Raw genomic sequence first — 18,319 nt, forward strand, 5'->3', positions numbered from 1 at the left:
TAGTTTAAATTTATATATTTGAGGAAAGCCCGATTAATTAGGTGTGACGATTGAAACACCCATTAACCTTTACCTCTTCTTTATCTCAACTGCTTAACCATATAATAATACGAAAACGTTTTCTTCTTAACACAGAGTCTTTCCTTAGTGCAACGGAAAACATTGCGTCCAAAAAATAGACACTTAAATTAAGAGACAAAAGGACGGTTATGCCGTCCTGAAATTTCACATATCTCTGCTTATTATAAACCGAGGAATCTTCTCCCTAATCTTCCCCTTTTTTGAACATCTCTGATAAAAAAAGAGGAGCACAGGGTACGTCCCCATGCTCCCCATGCTCTTCTGCTTTTAATCCTCATTCCGCTTCAAGAGATCCTGCTTATACTGAATCACGCTAAGCAACTTTAATCCCCTGAGATTCGGAATCATGCTCTCCAATTCAGCGAGCACCATTTCCTTCTTCCCATCATGGACCATTTCCTCTAATTCCAATAGCCTTCGATAAAAAGGATTCCTCACTTTTTCCTTATAATTTCTATACGATTCACGATTTCCTTGCTCAATCGCAATCCCGGCAAGGGAATACCATTTATACATATTGTCCTTTAACCCTCTCGCCATCTCTTCCGCTTCATCATACTGTTTCCTTTTGCCAAGCAGATTCACATGATTCAGCTTTTGATAAAAAGGAGATTTAATTTTATGCAGCTTGTCCTCCGCCTCATCCAACTGATCATTGAAAAAATAATAATAAAATTGAAATTGCGGCTGCTTCGATTTTTTCATAAAGGACATGATCTTATCCGGATCCTTCTCAAAAAGAACAGGATAGAAACTTTTAAACATAGAAACTAAGAAAATAACTAAATTAACCAAAATAACTAGCCATACTTGCGCTTGCATCAAACCTAATAACAAATTCGCAAAAAATATTCCGATAAAGAACCAAAACATGGATTACTCCCTCTTTTACTATTAATAAAAAACGTTTGTGATTGCATTTTATATCGGCAAATAGGAAACATATTTCAAGTCTTCGGGACGAGGGAACTGTTCCTATGTCTCACTAATAAAAGAATCTTCTTCCTGGCCCCCCTCCTTTTCCCCCACGCAAAAAAGAGCACGAGGTACGTCCCCATGCTCCCATTATTTTATCTTAAAGTAGATTATTTCAGGGTCGCCTTCATCCAAGTTTTCGACTATACCACTCTCGACAAATCCATTCGCTTCAAATACTTTCTGCATGGTCTCGTTAGAACGATTTGTAGACGAGAAAATTTTCTCAGTAGGAGAAGTACGAACCAGATAATTCATCATTTGACTGGCATATCCCTTTCGTCTCTTTGCAGGAGAAACAATAATCAAGGATATAAAAGTACATTCAAAAAATTGAGTATCATAGATCAGAAATCCAGCAACATCCTCGTTTTCATTCACTAGAATACAACGACCTTGCTTAATGGCTTTCTCAATAAAATCTCTTCTGCTCGTATTCCCTATAACTTGACGATCTACTTGTACAATCGCGTCTAAATCCGTTATCTGTGCCTCGACTATCTTCACAATGCTTCCCCTCTTATGAGATCCTTCTTTAAATAGAAATGCTTGAAATCTCTTCCCACATTGTCCAAAGTACCGTAAACGGAATAACCGTTACTTTGATAAAAATCCAGCGCCTGAAAGCTCAGAGTATCCACCTTTATAAAATCACATTCGCTCTCTATGGCGACTTGCTCCATTTCTACTAACAATTTAGTTCCATATCCTAAGCCACGGATATCTTCATCGATCATAAGCGTATGTATTTCCAGCCAGTTCCAACATATCTCTCCCAAAATGCCCCCACGAACATTCTCACCCTCATCTAGTAAAAAGAGATTTACTTCTCGATACCTTCCTCTTAAATCTTCAGGAAAATGTCTTAAATTATATTCATAAAGTTTGTGATTAACATGGCTTTTTTTACTTTCGTTTACTTCATTGCCAATGCGGAATTTCATTTTGCAACTCTCCCTAAAAACTTTGCACCATTAATTTATAAATTGATGCTTTATTCTACAAACCTGCTAGTTTCCTGCATATAAATATTAACATAAATTCCCTTTACGTTTTGTTTGTTTCTAAAAGGTACACCAGGAAGGTTCTCCCGTCTCATGATTCTACATACCTAACTTCCTATCAATCGAAGAATCTTCTCTCTGTTAAAAAAAGAGAAGCACAAGGTACGTCCCCATGCTCCTGCTCCTAGTCGATAATACAAAAAACAAAGGCCGTTCTTGTGTCTTACCAAATCACCTTCCAATTGTGATTCACAGTTGCTTTGACGGTGTTATGTTTGAGAAAGTAGTTTGCGAGGAGTTCGGTCATGGCGGTTTGGATTTCTTTTATGATGGTTTTGTTTTTGAACATTGTATAATCGCCTCCGCCTCCGGCACGGTAATTGTTCATCACTACCTCAAACTCTTCTTCTGGTTTTACATCATGACCTTTATGAGTGAGCTTAACCACTCTTTGTCCAACTGGTTTTCTAATATCGAGGACATAGTCAATACCTTCCCACATATCATAGTTGTAATGCTGTGGCTTGGGCTCAGAGAAGCTTGGATTTACAGCGATTTCACCGTTATCGACGATGAAATAACTGGCCGACCGCTCAAGAGCATCCTTCATATCCTGGCCTGAAATCCTGATTACAGTAAGCGTATTGGGGTATACATAGTTTGAAACAATTTCACGCATTGTTACATGCTTGCTAAAGCCTGGTGCCTCATTATGGAACAGGGCGGTACTTGAAATAGCCGTGCCACTTGCCTCCATCTGAACTTTATTGATGAACTCAATTAGGGGATGTTCATTCGTCCGTAAGTCGATCGGGTCTGTGACTTCCATGTTCCCTACAATTGTTCCAAGTGTCTGATCTAGCCAACTCTGTGTTTCCTGTTCATATTTTTCAACAAGTGTCAGGATGCTTTCATCCGGCTCCTCATTTTCAAGCTCCATGATCTCAGCCATCTTATCGACAATCTTCCATCTCCCGTCATCTTTCACGAATGAAATAGTTGCCTTGCCGATCTGTTTGCCGTTAAATCCTGGCTGCAGGACGGTCACACCATTCAGCTCCCCGGCTATTTTTCTATGCTGATGCCCTGTAAGCAGGAGATCGATTCCTTCAACTTCATGACAAATCCGATACGCCTGGTTCTCCCCTGTTTGGTTCTCCGTTTCCCGGCCTGTTTCAAGATCCCGCTCAAAACCGCCATGGTAAGCAAGGATCAATATATCCGGCTTTTCCTTTTCATGTATGTAATTGACCCATTTTTTCGCGGTCAAAAGTGCATCCTCGAACCTTAATCCCTGAATATGTTTAGGGTTCTCCCAATTCGGGATATAGTGAGTGGTCAGCCCAAGAACCGCTGCTTTCAACCCACTGTCAAACTTTTTCACCATATAGGGAGCCCCGAATTTTGGAGTGCCAGTTGACGAGTAAACAATATTGGCTGACAGCCATGGAAAATCCGACTCGCTCACTGCCCGATTTAGGATATTCATTCCATAATTGAACTCATGATTCCCGATGACGGCCGCATCATATTCTAGCTCATTCAGGACCTTGATCATCGGATTAGGGAGATTGCCTCCATATTTCACAAAATGATAGGCCAGCGGAGTTCCCTGAATCAAATCGCCGTTATCAATCACAAGGAGATTTTCTTCCTGCTTCCTATGCTTCTTAATAACTGTTGCTGCATATGAGAGTCCTTGTGGCACATTCTCGTTCGTCCCATAATGAATGGGAAAAATCGAACCATGAAGATCACTTGTCTCCAATATAACCAGCTTCGTCCCTGCCTTTATCTCCTTCATAAAAACCTCCGGGTAAATAAATCAGTTGATTGAATATATTCAAATTACCACTTTCTCTCCAGCAAACAAAATTAATTTGGCGAATAGATGATTTAACCTTGAGGCACAGACACAGGAACGGTTCTCGTGTCGCAAACAGCCCCATAATTTATATAACACCAGAGATTTCTAGATACCTTTATCGTTAAGAAGCTCGGACTTTTCACTATATAGTTGATTTTCTCACTGTAGAAAACTATTTACTTGAATGAAGATTCAGATCCATGAACAAATTACATATATCTTGATTCACTCATCAACGGAAGAATCTTCTTCATAATCCCCCTTTTCCCACTTCTCTGATAAAAAGAGAAGCATAGGTACTTCCACATGCCCCCAAGGAGGGCGGGGAACCGTTTGGCTGCTTCAAGAAGTGTATATAGAAAAGGGGATTTTATTATAAAGGGGGAAGAAAAATGACAGAGCACAAAGAAATGCCGAAAGAGACAGGATTGGTTGAGAACTTCCGCCTCCTCAGGGAAGGCTATCAATACATAATGAACCGGAGTGATAAGTACGGCACTCCCGTTTTCGAAACAAACCTTTTAGGGGAAACCGGCATTTGTCTGATCGGAAAAGAAGCGGCGGAGATTTTTTATGACAATGACCGTTTCAAACGCGAAAATGCGGCCCCTAAACTCGCGCAGAAAACTTTATTCGGTGAAGGTGGCGTCCAAGGTCTGGATGGCGAGCATCACCTGAACAGAAAATCCATGTTCATGTCCTTGATGTCTAAAGAGTCGCTTAATGAAGTCCAGGCAATTTTTGCAGAAAAGTGGGAGCGTTATAGCAAGAGTTGGGAAGCGGAAGAGGAAATCGTCCTTTATCATGAAGTGAAAAAAATGTTGACGGAAACCGCTTTCGAATGGACGGGAGTTCCGCTTCAAAACGATGAATTGAAGGAGTGGACAGACGATCTGAGCGACATGTTTGAAGGCGCGGCGAGTATTGGCTGGAAACACTGGCAGGCACGTCGGTCCCGCTCAAAAGCAGAAGAATGGCTAGAAGCATTAGTGGAGAAGGTCCGTGCCAAAGAAATTTATCCGAATGAGCAGCGAGCTCTTTATCAGTTTTCTTTTCATAAAGATCTAAATGGAGAATTACTAGATCCATCTATTGTGGCTGTTGAACTATTAAATTTACTGCGGCCAATTGTAGCGATCTCTGTCTATGTAGATTTCACTGCCTTGGCTGTTTATCAATATCCAGAAGAAGCCGCGAAAGTGAAAAATGGAGGCAAGGAAGAACAACAGCGCTTCATCCAGGAAGTGCGTCGTTTTATCCGTTTTTCCCTTTTACGGCTGCTCGAGTAAAAAAGGATTTCGAATGGAAGGGCTATTTGTTTAAAAAAAACACCCTTACTCTCCTGGATTTATACGGTACCAACCATCATCCGGAAGAATGGGAGCAACCAGAGGTATTTGCTCCTGACCGTTTTCTGTCTTGGTCCGGCAGTCCGTTTGATTTTATCCCTCAAGGCGGAGGCGAATATGAGATCGGCCACCGCTGTGCTGGAGAGTGGATGACGGTGGATATTCTTAGAGTGGCAGTTGATTACTTAGTCAATCATTTAAAGTATACAGTCCCGAAGCAGGACCTAAGCTACAGCATGAACGATATTCCAAGCCTTCCTGAGAGTAAAATGAAGCTGGCAGGCGTAAAAAGAAAATAATTTCCTTCGACAATTATTAAAGAAGCTAGTTGACGATAACATAACCCTACCGAAAATTTACAGTTGATTCCCAATACTTTTATAATGAAAAAACGGCTTATAATTGAAAAAGCAATGGAACTAATTTCTCCATTGCTTTTTGTTCATATCTAATTGTGATCGCTAAAGCTCCCCACTGCTTCTTCTTGAGAAGCAGTGAGACGGGCCTTTTGCTTCTAAAAATCAATCACGAAAAGGCAGCAAAAGGTACTTCCCCTTGCTCCCCCTATCGTTTTGAACACTCAACTATTTTTACGCCAACCAAACAAATTATCAATTATTCAATCCTGTCATTTCAAAAAATTCAGGTTCTGCCTTCATCAACTTTAGGCCAATTTCCGACTGAAAATAGAGTTCAATTTCACCTCCATAAAGAACTTTTATGGTCTTCTCTCCAATAACAATGGCACCGGTTTTTTGTACTTTTGGAGATTCCCCTTCCCAATCGATAGCATCATTAATGAATCCTACAATCTTTTGTATTATTTCATGGTCATCCAATACCACGCAGCCTTCATCATTTAAATTATCATAAATACAGAGACTAGCTGGAACTTCATTTATCCACTTAGTAGAATGGTGAATCGGAGTTTGGTCAAACATTACTTGCGTTTGATTTTCATACTGATTATACGAAGCACTAACGCTCAGTTCTCCAACGAACCCCTCTTTGGTCCAGCGTGAATAAAATCCTCCCCAATCATTTTCCGAATCATTATCATCAAGCGCGGAATCACTATATTCCTTCACCCATCCGAGCGAAGGGAGTTCCTTAAAGTAAAAATCATAAATGTCTTGCCAATGATCTCCTTCTATTACGTAATGCGTTCTTGTAGGCTCCAACCTTTATATAAGGGAATATCTTCGTTCTGCTCGGGAATAATGGACATCCCCAAGTAAGTTTCATCTGTCATTTTCTGATGCACCAACCAACTTCCAACAATCAACAAAACGACTAAAACACCAACAAAGATATTTTTTCTCCCCATACACAAACCTCTTTTCTTTTAATTAGAAAAAGGATTCAGAAAATCACTTCTTCAATAATAAAGATAACTTCTTAATCTCAAGTTATAAATTAGTTATTTTTTCCATTATATCAAATTAAAACTTAAATTAAGTAGGTAAGGTGAGACAGAGGGACGGTTCTGCTGTCTCATAAATTTACATATTTTAACTAATAATTAACCCTAATCCCCCCTTATCCCACATATCTGATGAAAAAAGAGGAGCACAAGGTACATCCCCATGCTCTTCTCATCACCCGTTTATGATAAAGAATAATTGCTTTTGATCCTCATTCCGCTTCAAGAGATCCTGTCTATACTGAATACGCTAAGCAGCTTAGTTCCCCTCAAATTCGGAATCATATTCTCCAATTCGCTGAGCACTTTACTAATAATAAATAACCTTCGTATCTGAACTTTATATCGGTAAACAGGAAACATATTTCAAGTTTTCGGGATATGAGAACCATCCTCTGTCCCTCTTGGAACCGTCCCTTTATCACACAGCTATTGAAACGCCAGACACGCGAAGTGTCTCACAACGAGTCTAAGGCAGATTCTTTTTGGAGAGAATTCTAATAAAAAGTCAGTAGAGGTTTATGAACATGTATTTATTATTAGTTATTGTCGTTTATATTGTTTTTGCAAAAAATTCGTTAATTGGAAAAGGTGGAAAGAATACTACCCTACGATCCAGTTCTATATAATATGTAATTTATTGTATAACTTCCTCTTTTATCAACATACTTTATGGAGGTATAAAGCCGTTACAGTAGCTTGGTTAAATCACACGCTAATCGAGATTGCTTTTACATTCTTCATTGTCCCTGTCGTATTGATGCTTTACCTAGAATATTTCCCAAAAGAAAAGGTAAGAGGATTTTTGTACTTGATGATCTGGGTAGCATATTTCTCTGTCATAGAATATCTATTTGAGGCAAAGGGTTTGTTTGTTTATGAAAATGGCTGGAACGGCTGGTGGTCTGTATTGTTTAACATTATTACTTTTACTGTGATTAGAATCCACTACAAAAACGCTCTGGCAGCATTCCTGGTATCTGCACCAATTATTGCGATTCTCCTTTTGTTTTTTCATCCAGCGTTACACGACTTGAAATAGAAGGTGATGCGATGGATTCTCTATCCACCCCATTATTTATTTTTTTACTTTTAAGCATATACATAGGTATGGGCCTGTACTTAAAGAAACTGCGGAAAAGAAAATAAAAAGGGCTGCAGGGACAGTTCCGCTGTCGCACAAAATTGCATATCCACAAGACACTGGAGCCGTCCCCGTGTCTCTTTAAATGATAACCATGCCTGACAGTGATCACTTTACCCGTTCAGGCTGTTTTTATTATTTTTTGTATAACTCATGTTCCTTCTTCTAATAATATTTTTATCATAGGTGTCTTTTTTTGAAAGGGGTGTATTCTATGAAAGACCGGACATTATTAAACCTGTTTACTTTAGCTGGCGTTGGCGGAAGTTTATTTTTTTATTACGAAGAAAAGGTGACACAAAGGACTGGTTTCTCATTTTTTTCATTAAAACTTTAGTATCCACGATCATCGATGGACCTATAATAAAAAGAAAATATGTGAAATATCCGCATCGTTATTTCCCTAAGCTTTTTGACTCCAATATAGTGTTTCTATACATACTGTTTCCTTTATCATGTGTTATGTACAATCAATTTACTTATAAAATGCAGACAGTAAAAACGGTCTTAAGCGTTTTTCTCTTCAGTGCGCCAATGACATTGATGGAGAGCTGGCTAGAAAAGAATACGAGTTTAGTCGAGTATCACAAAGGCTGGAACAGCTATATCACATTTGCAGTCCTTTCGTTTACTTTTATCCTAGTCAATAGAACCATTAAGCTTATTCGTTTCTTAGATAAAAAAATTAGCCCAACTGCAGACACGAAAAGTGAGTATGACTTTTTTGAAGAATAATTTATTGGCGTTTTTTTATTAATCATGGGGACATGGGGCGGTTCTTGTGTCCCGAAAATCCCTGTTTCCTGGTTAATAAATTACAGAACAAATCCCACCTGTATGTCTCTAATCAAATTTAAAGGGAAGCATTATTTAGCTCCCCTTAGGTTATCTAAGCACCATTCAGCTTTTATTTCGACTCCCGAATGGGACAAGAGAACCGTCCCTAAGTCTCCCTGAGTCTCCGATTGGTAAGAGAGTTTCCAATGCAACAATCCTCATTGCTGAATCCTTATATAGAATCCACATTGCTTCTTGCACACATGGGCTGCAAAACTATCTAGAGTCATCGAGCCATCTTCATGAAAATTGACTGTCTCCCAAGCATCATCAATCAATATAGATCCGCAATTTTCACAATAACTACCTTTTGTTCCAAGTCCCACATCTCCAATACAGCTCTATACCACTGGCGCTTTATCTGTCATAATATTATCAATTTCCCCGATAACCTTAGCTATTTCATTATTGATCCTAAATTTCAAATCATTTAAAGAAATATTATTCACTTCCTGCATTTGAGCAACTTGAAGATAGTAGTTTGTTAGTTTCCAGTGTATTTGTTGATTCTGTTTCAAACGATTTTGAATGGTTTGCTTTGCCTCTGTATAGATGCTAAGTTCATCGACTGTAAGTTTTTTCAAGGGTTTGTACGGTCTTGGGGCAGTTTTGATGACAAGCGAAAAATTATAGGTGTCCCAAATAAAATAGATGCTTACCGAGATGTTCTTGTCTTCGTCCATCCAGTTTTTCTTGAAGATTTCAAAATGCCAATCGACATGCCCTTTTCCTTGCACACTAAAAGTTTTCGTTTGAACATCCGTTATGTCCTGAAACAAAGTGTCTGTTATTTTTTGAAAAATAATTCTTTCGGGGTATGCTGTTTTCCGACTCAGTTCAGCAATCTCTTTAAGCGTTAGAGCAGGATTCAACGTATAGGCCTGTGCATATGCAATAGGTGTATAGTATTTCTCATTAAAATTCACCCACCAATCATTCAACAGCAGATCTTCCTTGACCTCTTCCCCATAGGCTGAAAAAATATTATGTATATCGTTATATCCGAGAAAAACCACTTCCCTGTTTTTGAATCGTGCTTGTTCTTCTATTGTGGAATAACCCGTTTTAAATAGAACAGGAATAATGGTCGAATTACCTGCGCTCTTTTTCAATTGATCACGGTAAAATTCTGGTTGCTTTTCCTTGCTTTCGCCGCTGAGGATTTTATCTTCAATGATGATATATGTAATTTTCGATCCGGCTATCAAGGTTAATAGGATGTCAATATTATTAATTTGCCTGTCGACCTTAATTTCATAATGTTGAAATGCGATAAGATCAAACTTTGGACTGAAGATCTGATACTGAGTCAGGATATGGCTGATAAAGTCCCTTCCCACTTTTTCAACAATATCATTTGTTTTCATCTGAACGTGGGCAAACATCCAGCAAAGAAATGCATCCTGTGACAGTTCAGAGGTTGAGTAAAAAAATAAATTAGGCTTCAATTGATTCCCTCCAATAAAAACTAGTCCCCTGACCGATGTACAGACCTTCAGCCAGGGAACCAAAAGTTTTAATCATCTTACATATCTATATCCATGTAATCTAATGCCGGATCATTAAAAGGATGCATTTTTCTTTTATAGTACTTTACACTTTTCCCGTTCACGGCTTCTTCGTAAAGCGTGAGGAACCTGGTGACCGGGGTTTCTGGCATATCCAATTCCGGTTCGGTTGTATAGCTGAGGAGGTCCTCCTTTTTCGACTCCGCAAAATCATGGATTAGGTCGCTTTTAAAGCCGTACTTCTCATACATCCTGATGATTTCCATCAGCTGCTTGACCCTAGTTTCAGCCGGCAGTCCGAGGTGGTATTCCATTCCTTCACCCCCATCTGGATACAAGACTTTGCTAGTGTCAATCAGCTCCCAGCCTTCTTCAAGCAGCCGGTTTACACGATTGATTTCCGTATGCACAAAAATCTTCAAATATTGCTTCATACGAGGCACCTCCGTTATTATTTGAAATACGATTGCAAAGTGTTTTCCATCGCAGCTTTATTTTCAGCAAACTGGCGATGGCGATGACCATTCCCTCCCGAAGGGTGCGGAAAACCACTTAGGATGCTTTCAGGTGCAAGGCGATTGCTGGCAGCCAGAAATTCAAGCACCTTTTCAACGTTGACTCCCAATGGAATGATCAATGGATTCTTCAGACTTTCCATTTCCCTTGCGAATCCTTGAAGGATATAGCCCCTCAGCAATTCGGTCTTCAGGATGTTCGGAATTGAGCCGCTGTAATTCTTACCTTTGTGAAAAACAGGATAGGTGATGACAGATGTCGTATGTACCTGGCTGCTTGCCTCTCCAAACAATTCGCTGGATGATGACAGTCCAAGATGTTTATGTAAATTCAGTTCATCGAGCATCGTAATCAGATTATTCCTCATCGGACCCTCAAAGCTCGAGTTTTTCTTCACTTCATGCAGAATCGTTTCGTTGTCAGTTTCCTGGCCTTTAAAATCCAGCACTGTTGAATAGGATTTTTTCATTTGATGCAAGCCAGGAGTGATCCCCGCAATCACCACCTGAGCATGCTCATTCACATGTTCAAAGGGTGCATAATAGATTTCCAGTTGCTTCTTCTCATCCTTGTCCAGCAAAAATGGCTCACTGATGAGAGCCTCATCCTCCATTGGGAGTGATAAGGATTGAATTTTCTCTTTAAAATTATCAAATTTTGAAAAAGCTGCGATTGCCAAAACTGTTTACCCCCAAGTTTTTAAGTTGTAATCAATTATACATGATAGATAGGCCCAAAAACTCCCATTCGACCATGTACATCCTAAAAAGAGAAAGCACCTGCCAAGTTTCAAGACAAAGACAAGTGCATCTCCCCGCTAAATTTACTCATTCTCTTCCATATCATCAGGGAACACAATCTGATCAAAGTCCTCGCCGGTTGCTTGGTCCTTAACATTAATCGTGACCTTATAATCATCCTCTTTAGCTCCATTGAACAGCTGATAATAGACTCCCGATATACCAAGGCCGAAGACAGCAAAGCCATCCATGCTATTTTCATAGGTTGCTTTATCTACTTCCAGTGTGAATTCAGAGTAGTTTTTATTGTGAGTCACATCTTTGATTGAAGCAAAGTCACCACTCGTCTTCATTTCTTCTAGTGATTCCTGGATGCCTGTTTCAAGCTCCTTCATCATTTTTTTATGTTCAGACTTGGACATCTTGTAGGTGATGGATCCATCATCATTTTTGATGACTTCCTTGACACCTTCCGCTTTCGCTTCTTCGATGGCACTGTCAATGTCTTCTCCTTCAAACATTGACGCAGGCAGGGTCACTTCCACGTTAAAAAGTCCTTTATCCACTTCGACTGAGCCTTCATCTTCTGATTTTGCTTTCTCCTCTTTGCCATTCTGTTCCTTTTTAGTTCCTTGCTCACTTACTTCTCCTTCTGATGAACAAGCAGCAAGCAAAGCGCTAAGAGTTAAAAGTAAAACAATTATTAGTTTTTTCATGTAAATCTCCTCCTAATGTTAAATTTTCTACTTTAATTTAATTTCGAATTCATATTCCTTTGTCTCAGCTTCAAAATTGTCATCGGCACCCTGATGTCCAGTAAAACTCATCTTTATCCATTCAATAGCTTCGGCATTGCCTCGTTCCAGGTACCAAATAATGTTCCCTTCCTTAATAACACCTTTGTCGATTTCTCCTCCAATAGAATCAGACACCCACATATCAGGCATGTCGATCTGTTCACCTGTACTCGTAACTAATACAGCCTGGTCTGGATAAAAAGTGAACTTTCCATCCGTCGTGTTTTCCATCCTGAACTTTACTCCGACGGCAGAAGCGTTTGCATTCTCATCTTCCATAGTTGGAGCTTTATCACTTACAACAACCTTTTGAACTTCAAGTTTTAACCCATTATAATCGTCCGACCATTTTGCATTATCGTAATACGTCCAAATATCCTCTGCCTTTTCTTCTTCCTCAGGTTCCTGGTCCTCCTCAGCTTTTGCTGCCTGGTCCCCTGTCTTAGCTTCAGCTTTGTTCGTATCTTTCTTTTCCAGTTCATCCGTTGCCTTATCCGCTCCACATGCAGCCAGCATTACCATTAGAAAAACAGCTCCCAAAACCATCAACATTTTTCTCATTTCAAATTCCTCCTCCTTGTTTTAAAGCTTTATTGTTTTATGAGCTCATTGTACATCGATATTTTCGGTCACCCTTTCCAAAAACGGGAAGGGTACCAAGCAAAAAAGAAAAACACCTGCGAAAATGCAGGTGTTACTGGTAAACTTTATAAAACTTTTCAACCTCTTCTTTAATTCTACCCACGAGTGTCGGTGGAGTCAGGACCTTGGCATCGCTGCCCCAGGTCATCAGCCACCTGACGAGGCCATCGCTGATAATGGCCTGTGTGGAGATCCGGAATTTATCTTCCCCGACCGGACGAACATTCACTCCGCGCCCGAAACGGTCAATCACGACATTGATTAAAGCCGCGTTAAACTCGATCTCGACCAGCGCTTCTTCCCCGGAATACATATGAAACAATTTTTTGGAGTACTTCGAGACATCAAATCCTGGATCCGGAACAAAGGTGTCCTCCTGGGCTACAACCTCCCTCATCCGGTCAACCCGGTAGTGGCGAATTTCTGCTGTAGGCAAATATTCACCAATCAAATAATAAAAGTTATTATGCCACACCAATGCATACGGCTTCAGCTGATAAAAATTACCGTTATTGCTCAGTTTGAACTTCTTTTGCAGATTGTATCGTCCATATTTAAACTGAATATAGCGGTTTTCTAGAATTGCCGTATGAAGCATATGAATCGAATACTTGATCTTTGTGTTCTCATTCTTGGAATTCTCGGATAGAACAATCCGATTCCCCAGCTGCTTAGCCTGATGAATACTTGTCAGCTGCTTAATCTTGTCCACAAGATCCTCGGTTTCCTTCGTAGATATAAATTTTGCAGACGAAACCGCATCGATCAACAGGCGTAATTCATGAATTTCAAACAAACGCTGCTGGTGGCTATAAAACTTCTCAACGCCATCTTTCTCCTGGTTCACCGTCACATCAAATAAATCGGACTCTTCCAACTCCTTCAAATCATCACGAACCGCTTTCTTCCCGACATCTAATTTGTATTCTTCGTAAAAGAGATCCAGAATCTGGTCCAGATGAAGCTGATTTTCCTCATCTGTGTATTTTCTTAGTAATTCTTGTAATTTGATAAATCGCTGTTTCGAGGATAATTTAGACTTAATCGCATCTTCCTGATTTATAGCCACCGAAGTATCACTCCCTTATGTTTTCTATGACGTTGCTCTCCCTTTCATTTAGCTAATATAAACCTATGAGACAGTGGAGCCGTCCACATGTCTCTCTGACTGAACCGAATGATACATTGGTAATGGAACAATCATAAAAAATCACTAAAAATAATCCTACGATTAAGTGTGAAAAACGGATATGAGAAAGTGGAAACCCGGTCTTTTATTCAAATATAGCCAAATTAGTATTAAGTTCCATGACTATTGGCATGTGATCACTTAGCTTAATCCATTCTTCGTATGACCCAATTTCCAACTTACTTGTCTGTTTAAGAATAGATTCGGAAGCGAATATAAAATCAATATGAAATGGGCTAGCTTTGTCCTTCCTAAAATAATGCGTTGGTATTGTTTCTATACCGTGTTCCTCATTAAGCAAATGATGATAGGCACTCCTAACGTTTACTTTGTCCAGAAGGTCAACTACCTCTGAGTGAGTACCAACCCGTTTTATATGATCAAAAAGTTTATTACTGTTCCAATCACCCGCAATTATACATGGCTCATTCAGTAATGATTCATAATAATTCAAAGCCAGAAAAATTTGTCCTATGTAACTATCAAATTTACTTTTTGAAAGTTGAGACCAAACTGCAATCAGAATGAAACTTTGCTTACCAGTAACGATTAAAGGAATAATATAACGAAATTCTTTATTATAGGATGGATGTAATTCGATATGAAGGTTATCATTAAGATTTAATATTCCGATTCCCTTGTTCAGGTTGTCACCGAACCAGAGGAATTTATTAATCTCTTGAAGGCGGTTACTAGCTCTCCATTTCTCTGGAGCCTCGCATTCTGGAATGACTAAAATATCTGCATTGAATGGGAGTATACTTTCAATTTTATCCCTAAATCTCATTGAAGCATTCCATGTAATTAACTTCATATTACAACTCCTTCAACACTTATTCCCAAAATTTATTTATGACTAATTCCTCTAAAATATTTTATTCCAATTGGAATGCCTTTTTAGTTAACTGTCTAGATAGACTCTCGATAAAAATGTCTCTTCTTTTTTCTATTTACTCTTAAAAGCATATCCATACTTACTCAATACAGGTAAAAGTTCAAATGGCTTAGTGCCGCCACTTAAATATTTGCCTATCATAAAATTCTTCTTCTCGGTTTCTCCGTCATGTAACTTCAGCTCAAAATCAAACTGAATGGTAAAGTCAAACGCACCTTCATCATCTTCTTCCACTTTGACAGCACTATAAGGCTGCACTTTCCCTAAAGACTTTTCATGTATGGATGTCTGAACGACTTCATCATCAAATGTGGCAAACCCTCCTGTTGCATAGGAGAGATTCTCTATTTCTTGTTCTGTATTGTTAACAAAATAGACTGTATAGAAAAATCCATCCGGGTCATTTGGCCGATCCTTACAAACTGCTAAAAACTGAGAAAGATTCATATCATATCCCCACTTTCAACTTTTCGCCCATCATCATAAACCCTTATCGCATTCTCTCCAGTCTTCTTCCGCATCAGCAACCAACCCGTTAAAGAATGAAATGTATTCTTCATAGTGCCGCCATGAATAGGGCTTAGTATGTTTTAGTACGACTTCTCCCTTATTCCATTTATAAGTACGCCAAACTTTTACATCTAGAATCGGGTAATCAGCTGGCTGCCAAATATGAGTATAGAAAGTAGGCAATACAATGGAGGTTCCTGTAATTGAATCCACTTCATTCTTAAACTGCTCATATGAAATTTTTTGATCACGAAACTCCAAACCATACTGCAACAATTCATCTTTCAATGATTTCTCAATAGCTAACCTATTTTGAGGTGTAGTGCCTGAAACAAAATACGTATTTCCTTCAATAACTACGACTTCACTTGTTGGTTTCTGTTTCGATGATACCTTTCCCAATTTCCAGTACATCAGATACCTAACCGCATCCCGAAGTTCTGGGGTTACTTCCTTAGCACTTCCAGCGACCTCCAAGAAATGCCGGTAAAACTCATGAGAATATTTCTTTTCATTAAAAAATGATGCTGCTTTAGTCAGTTCATCCTTCGTAAAGCGATATTCCCATCTATAATTCGCATTCATTCCATTATGCGACAGTACTGTCCAGGTCATTTCACCATCAATATAGTGCCCAGATAACTCTGTTAATCGGTCTTTTGCCCATACTTGTTGCTCAAGAGTCAGCCACGAGTCATCTTCAATGTATTCGTATTCCGCCTCATGGATAAAAGCTAGATAGTATTGAGTAGTTGCCAATGGTGTAGCATCTATATAGTTCTTTATTTTTTGCACATCATCTTCGAAAAACTTCATAGTACCGCATGATTTATACTTCAATTCAATAATTGCCAGAACATTTTCGATGTCATCTTTTAAATGATCATTGTTACCTGGATCCTCATTCAATTTTACAATGGCTAGATCCGCTTTAAATCCACCATGATGAAATTCCGTATAAATCCTTAAATTATGCTGATCTAATAAACTAGCCAATTCAGTGCGCAAATGGTAATAGAGAGCATTCTTCAAAGTATCTTCTTTTAATAGATAAAACGACTTATGGTCCTTTGAAATCTTGTCTACCCAAATATTTTTGATTGCGCGGTCAATTGTTTTTTGTATATGCCTCAAATCCATTCAAATCATCCCTCAACAATAAAATATGTTCCTAAACTTAAGCCGAAAATTAGTTATTTTTTCCATTATATCAAATAAAAGCTTAAAGAAAGAGGGTACTAGAACGAAAGTATAAGAGAGGATACTTAACAGCAAGGAGAGAGGATCATGTTATTATTTCTGAGTTTCTTGAAGAAACAGAAGACAGAGGCACCTCCTGTAAAAGCGAATACTTCCGCCCCAAAACAGGTTGCCGTAAGAAAAGGAGAAATTGGAGAATACAAGATTGATATACAGCTAGACCAGCTGCCAAAGGACTGCCGCTACTTGAGTGACCTTCTAATAAAGAACCCAAAAGCAAAGTCAGGATATTCACAGATCGACCATGTGGTGCTGACACCATACGGCATATTTGTGATTGAAACGAAAAACTATCAAGGAACGATTTACGGCGGGAAAGACAGGAAAACATGGTCAGTCAATGGAAAGTACAAAATGATGAATCCCTTTGTTCAAAACTATGGGCATATAAAAGCACTAGCGCCCTTGATTGATCGAAAGTACGTGGAGTCCTTTATATCAATGGTCTCTTTTACTAAGCGCTCTACATTCAAAATCGACCTGGATTTCCGGAAAATCGCTTCAAACGAACTCATCGTCTATGATATCGAGCTGTCAGAATTCATTCACCGGAAAGTATCAGTATTAAAGATACAACACAAAGAACCTCTCTTTAGTGGGAGGGAGATTTCAATGATTTACGATGTCTTTTCAAATGCAGATATTAAAGACCCTGCAATTAGACGGACACATGAACAGGCATTGAAGGTTGATACTAAAGACACAACCACTCAAGCAGTTTGTTCAATCTGTAATAAACCTGTGTCAGATAAGGTTAGTACTTATTGCTTAACAAATGAAAAGTTCCAGGGGAAGGTTTTTTGTTATGAACATCAAAAGACTATTCAATAATTTCTTTTCTTTTGTTACAACATTTAAAGTAAATTCTCATAATGATCCTTCAATAAATTTCTTGTTGCTTTCTTTTTCTATTACCAATGAACAGAGGGCCTATTCTAGAGATGATGGAACCGTTCCCAATAGTTTATCTTTAAAGATAGATAACCAGGTCCATTTACAACCTAAATTTTTATTGTTTAAAAAGAATGATATATCAATAATGCTATAATCGTAGTGACACTTTTTCGGAGAGGAGAAAAATAGTGAGTGGCGCATCTTTAGCTGAAAAAATTCCCGAATCTTTAGCAGCACATTTCAAAACCCTTGATGTCGAAATAAATCTATTTCCTGAAAAACGCACTAAAAAATTCAGATCCCTTAATGCATTTTATGATTTTATTTTAAAGGAATATGGGTATTGGATTAATTGCACTCAAGCAGGAAGGGTAGTGGATATACGGAATCACTTTATCAACATGAAAAGCTATATTGATCAGGCATTTACTGCCCCAAATGAGTCGCAAGCCAATAATCATTTGAAGCAAGCCATAAACTTAGCAAAATTAAACAAGTTTCCATCTATCTATTCAACGACTGAAATTGCTAAAGTCATCAAGAAGTTATATGATATTTCCCCCGTCAGAGCTGACGGGTTTACAAGTTACTTTTACAAAAAAGGGAATGAACAACAAATCAACAGTTCTAGCTTATCTGTTCCTGAATATTTCGCTGGTCTTGTTTACGCATTTTCTTTTAGCAATCC

At 38.8% G+C, this 18,319-nt stretch carries 21 protein-coding genes; 6 read left to right on the forward strand and 15 right to left on the reverse strand.

The window, feature by feature from the left end; all coding sequences use genetic code 11:
* Positions 1–348 precede the first annotated feature (348 nt).
* From JCM21738_RS10165 to JCM21738_RS10180, 4 genes are all read right to left on the reverse strand, one after another.
* Positions 349–954, reverse strand: coding sequence for a hypothetical protein (locus JCM21738_RS10165; protein ID WP_023626005.1), 606 nt, complete (start codon positions 952–954; stop codon positions 349–351).
* 192 nt (positions 955–1,146) lie between these two features.
* Positions 1,147–1,566 (reverse strand): GNAT family N-acetyltransferase, encoded by a 420-nt coding sequence (locus JCM21738_RS10170; RefSeq protein WP_148296090.1) that lies wholly within the window; start codon positions 1,564–1,566, stop codon positions 1,147–1,149.
* Positions 1,560–2,000, reverse strand: a complete 441-nt coding sequence (locus tag JCM21738_RS10175) for a GNAT family N-acetyltransferase (protein WP_023626007.1) — start codon at positions 1,998–2,000, stop codon at positions 1,560–1,562. The genes JCM21738_RS10170 and JCM21738_RS10175 overlap by 7 nt, the downstream gene beginning before the upstream one ends.
* Before the next feature lie 283 nt (positions 2,001–2,283).
* Entirely contained in the window at positions 2,284–3,864 is a 1,581-nt protein-coding gene (locus tag JCM21738_RS10180; protein ID WP_023626008.1) for a bifunctional metallophosphatase/5'-nucleotidase, read from the reverse strand.
* A gap of 455 nt (positions 3,865–4,319) precedes the next feature.
* Here JCM21738_RS10180 and JCM21738_RS10185 point away from each other — a divergent pair, with 455 nt between their 5' ends.
* Positions 4,320–5,216: a cytochrome P450 family protein gene (locus JCM21738_RS10185; protein ID WP_369385706.1), complete on the forward strand. Its 897-nt coding sequence runs from the start codon at positions 4,320–4,322 to the stop codon at positions 5,214–5,216.
* Positions 5,105–5,575: a cytochrome P450 gene (locus tag JCM21738_RS27315; RefSeq protein ID WP_369385708.1), complete on the forward strand. Its 471-nt coding sequence runs from the start codon at positions 5,105–5,107 to the stop codon at positions 5,573–5,575. Before JCM21738_RS10185 ends, JCM21738_RS27315 begins: the two co-directional genes overlap by 112 nt.
* A 312-nt stretch (positions 5,576–5,887) precedes the next feature.
* Here the strand turns inward: JCM21738_RS27315 and JCM21738_RS10190 are convergent, their stop codons facing one another.
* Positions 5,888–6,364 (reverse strand): hypothetical protein, encoded by a 477-nt coding sequence (locus JCM21738_RS10190; protein ID WP_148296091.1) that lies wholly within the window; start codon positions 6,362–6,364, stop codon positions 5,888–5,890.
* A gap of 65 nt (positions 6,365–6,429) precedes the next feature.
* Positions 6,430–6,603, reverse strand: coding sequence for a hypothetical protein (locus JCM21738_RS24345; protein ID WP_156315514.1), 174 nt, complete (start codon positions 6,601–6,603; stop codon positions 6,430–6,432).
* Between the two features lie 736 nt (positions 6,604–7,339).
* On the opposite strand from JCM21738_RS24345, the gene JCM21738_RS26930 reads away from it, so the two are divergent.
* Both JCM21738_RS26930 and JCM21738_RS26935 read left to right on the forward strand, forming a co-directional pair.
* Positions 7,340–7,741 carry a CBO0543 family protein gene (locus JCM21738_RS26930; RefSeq protein WP_305066795.1) on the forward strand — a complete coding sequence of 134 codons (402 nt, stop codon included), beginning with the start codon at positions 7,340–7,342 and terminating at the stop codon, positions 7,739–7,741.
* Positions 7,742–8,029: 288 nt separating this feature from the next.
* Positions 8,030–8,578 carry a CBO0543 family protein gene (locus tag JCM21738_RS26935; protein WP_305066796.1) on the forward strand — a complete coding sequence of 183 codons (549 nt, stop codon included), beginning with the start codon at positions 8,030–8,032 and terminating at the stop codon, positions 8,576–8,578.
* 443 nt (positions 8,579–9,021) lie between these two features.
* Here JCM21738_RS26935 and JCM21738_RS10205 read toward each other — a convergent pair whose 3' ends face one another.
* The 9 genes from JCM21738_RS10205 to JCM21738_RS10245 form a co-directional block, all read right to left on the reverse strand.
* Complete coding sequence (locus JCM21738_RS10205; RefSeq protein ID WP_023626014.1) at positions 9,022–10,128, reverse strand: PD-(D/E)XK nuclease family protein; 1,107 nt, start codon at positions 10,126–10,128, stop codon at positions 9,022–9,024.
* 77 nt (positions 10,129–10,205) lie between these two features.
* On the reverse strand, positions 10,206–10,622 hold the full coding sequence (locus JCM21738_RS10210) for a hypothetical protein (RefSeq protein WP_023626015.1): 417 nt from the start codon (positions 10,620–10,622) through the stop codon (positions 10,206–10,208).
* Between the two features lie 17 nt (positions 10,623–10,639).
* On the reverse strand, positions 10,640–11,383 hold the full coding sequence (locus JCM21738_RS10215) for a hypothetical protein (protein ID WP_023626016.1): 744 nt from the start codon (positions 11,381–11,383) through the stop codon (positions 10,640–10,642).
* Between the two features lie 144 nt (positions 11,384–11,527).
* Entirely contained in the window at positions 11,528–12,160 is a 633-nt protein-coding gene (locus JCM21738_RS10220) for a hypothetical protein (protein ID WP_023626017.1), read from the reverse strand.
* Positions 12,161–12,187: 27 nt separating this feature from the next.
* Positions 12,188–12,802 carry a hypothetical protein gene (locus tag JCM21738_RS22415; RefSeq protein WP_023626018.1) on the reverse strand — a complete coding sequence of 205 codons (615 nt, stop codon included), beginning with the start codon at positions 12,800–12,802 and terminating at the stop codon, positions 12,188–12,190.
* Between the two features lie 133 nt (positions 12,803–12,935).
* Positions 12,936–13,952: a helix-turn-helix transcriptional regulator gene (locus JCM21738_RS10230; protein ID WP_023626019.1), complete on the reverse strand. Its 1,017-nt coding sequence runs from the start codon at positions 13,950–13,952 to the stop codon at positions 12,936–12,938.
* 205 nt (positions 13,953–14,157) lie between these two features.
* Positions 14,158–14,886: an endonuclease/exonuclease/phosphatase family protein gene (locus JCM21738_RS10235; RefSeq protein WP_023626020.1), complete on the reverse strand. Its 729-nt coding sequence runs from the start codon at positions 14,884–14,886 to the stop codon at positions 14,158–14,160.
* A gap of 132 nt (positions 14,887–15,018) precedes the next feature.
* Positions 15,019–15,414 carry a hypothetical protein gene (locus JCM21738_RS10240; protein WP_023626021.1) on the reverse strand — a complete coding sequence of 132 codons (396 nt, stop codon included), beginning with the start codon at positions 15,412–15,414 and terminating at the stop codon, positions 15,019–15,021.
* A gap of 33 nt (positions 15,415–15,447) precedes the next feature.
* Positions 15,448–16,617: a hypothetical protein gene (locus JCM21738_RS10245; protein ID WP_035209320.1), complete on the reverse strand. Its 1,170-nt coding sequence runs from the start codon at positions 16,615–16,617 to the stop codon at positions 15,448–15,450.
* Between the two features lie 147 nt (positions 16,618–16,764).
* On the opposite strand from JCM21738_RS10245, the gene JCM21738_RS10250 reads away from it, so the two are divergent.
* Together JCM21738_RS10250 and JCM21738_RS10260 are read left to right on the forward strand one after the other, a co-directional pair.
* Entirely contained in the window at positions 16,765–17,568 is an 804-nt protein-coding gene (locus tag JCM21738_RS10250) for a nuclease-related domain-containing protein (RefSeq protein ID WP_023626023.1), read from the forward strand.
* Between the two features lie 251 nt (positions 17,569–17,819).
* A partial coding sequence (locus JCM21738_RS10260) for a hypothetical protein (protein ID WP_031308099.1) occupies positions 17,820–18,319 on the forward strand: 500 nt, incomplete at its 3' end.

It is taken from the genome of Mesobacillus boroniphilus JCM 21738, assembly GCF_000517385.1.
Lineage (GTDB): Bacteria > Bacillota > Bacilli > Bacillales > Cytobacillaceae > Mesobacillus > Mesobacillus boroniphilus.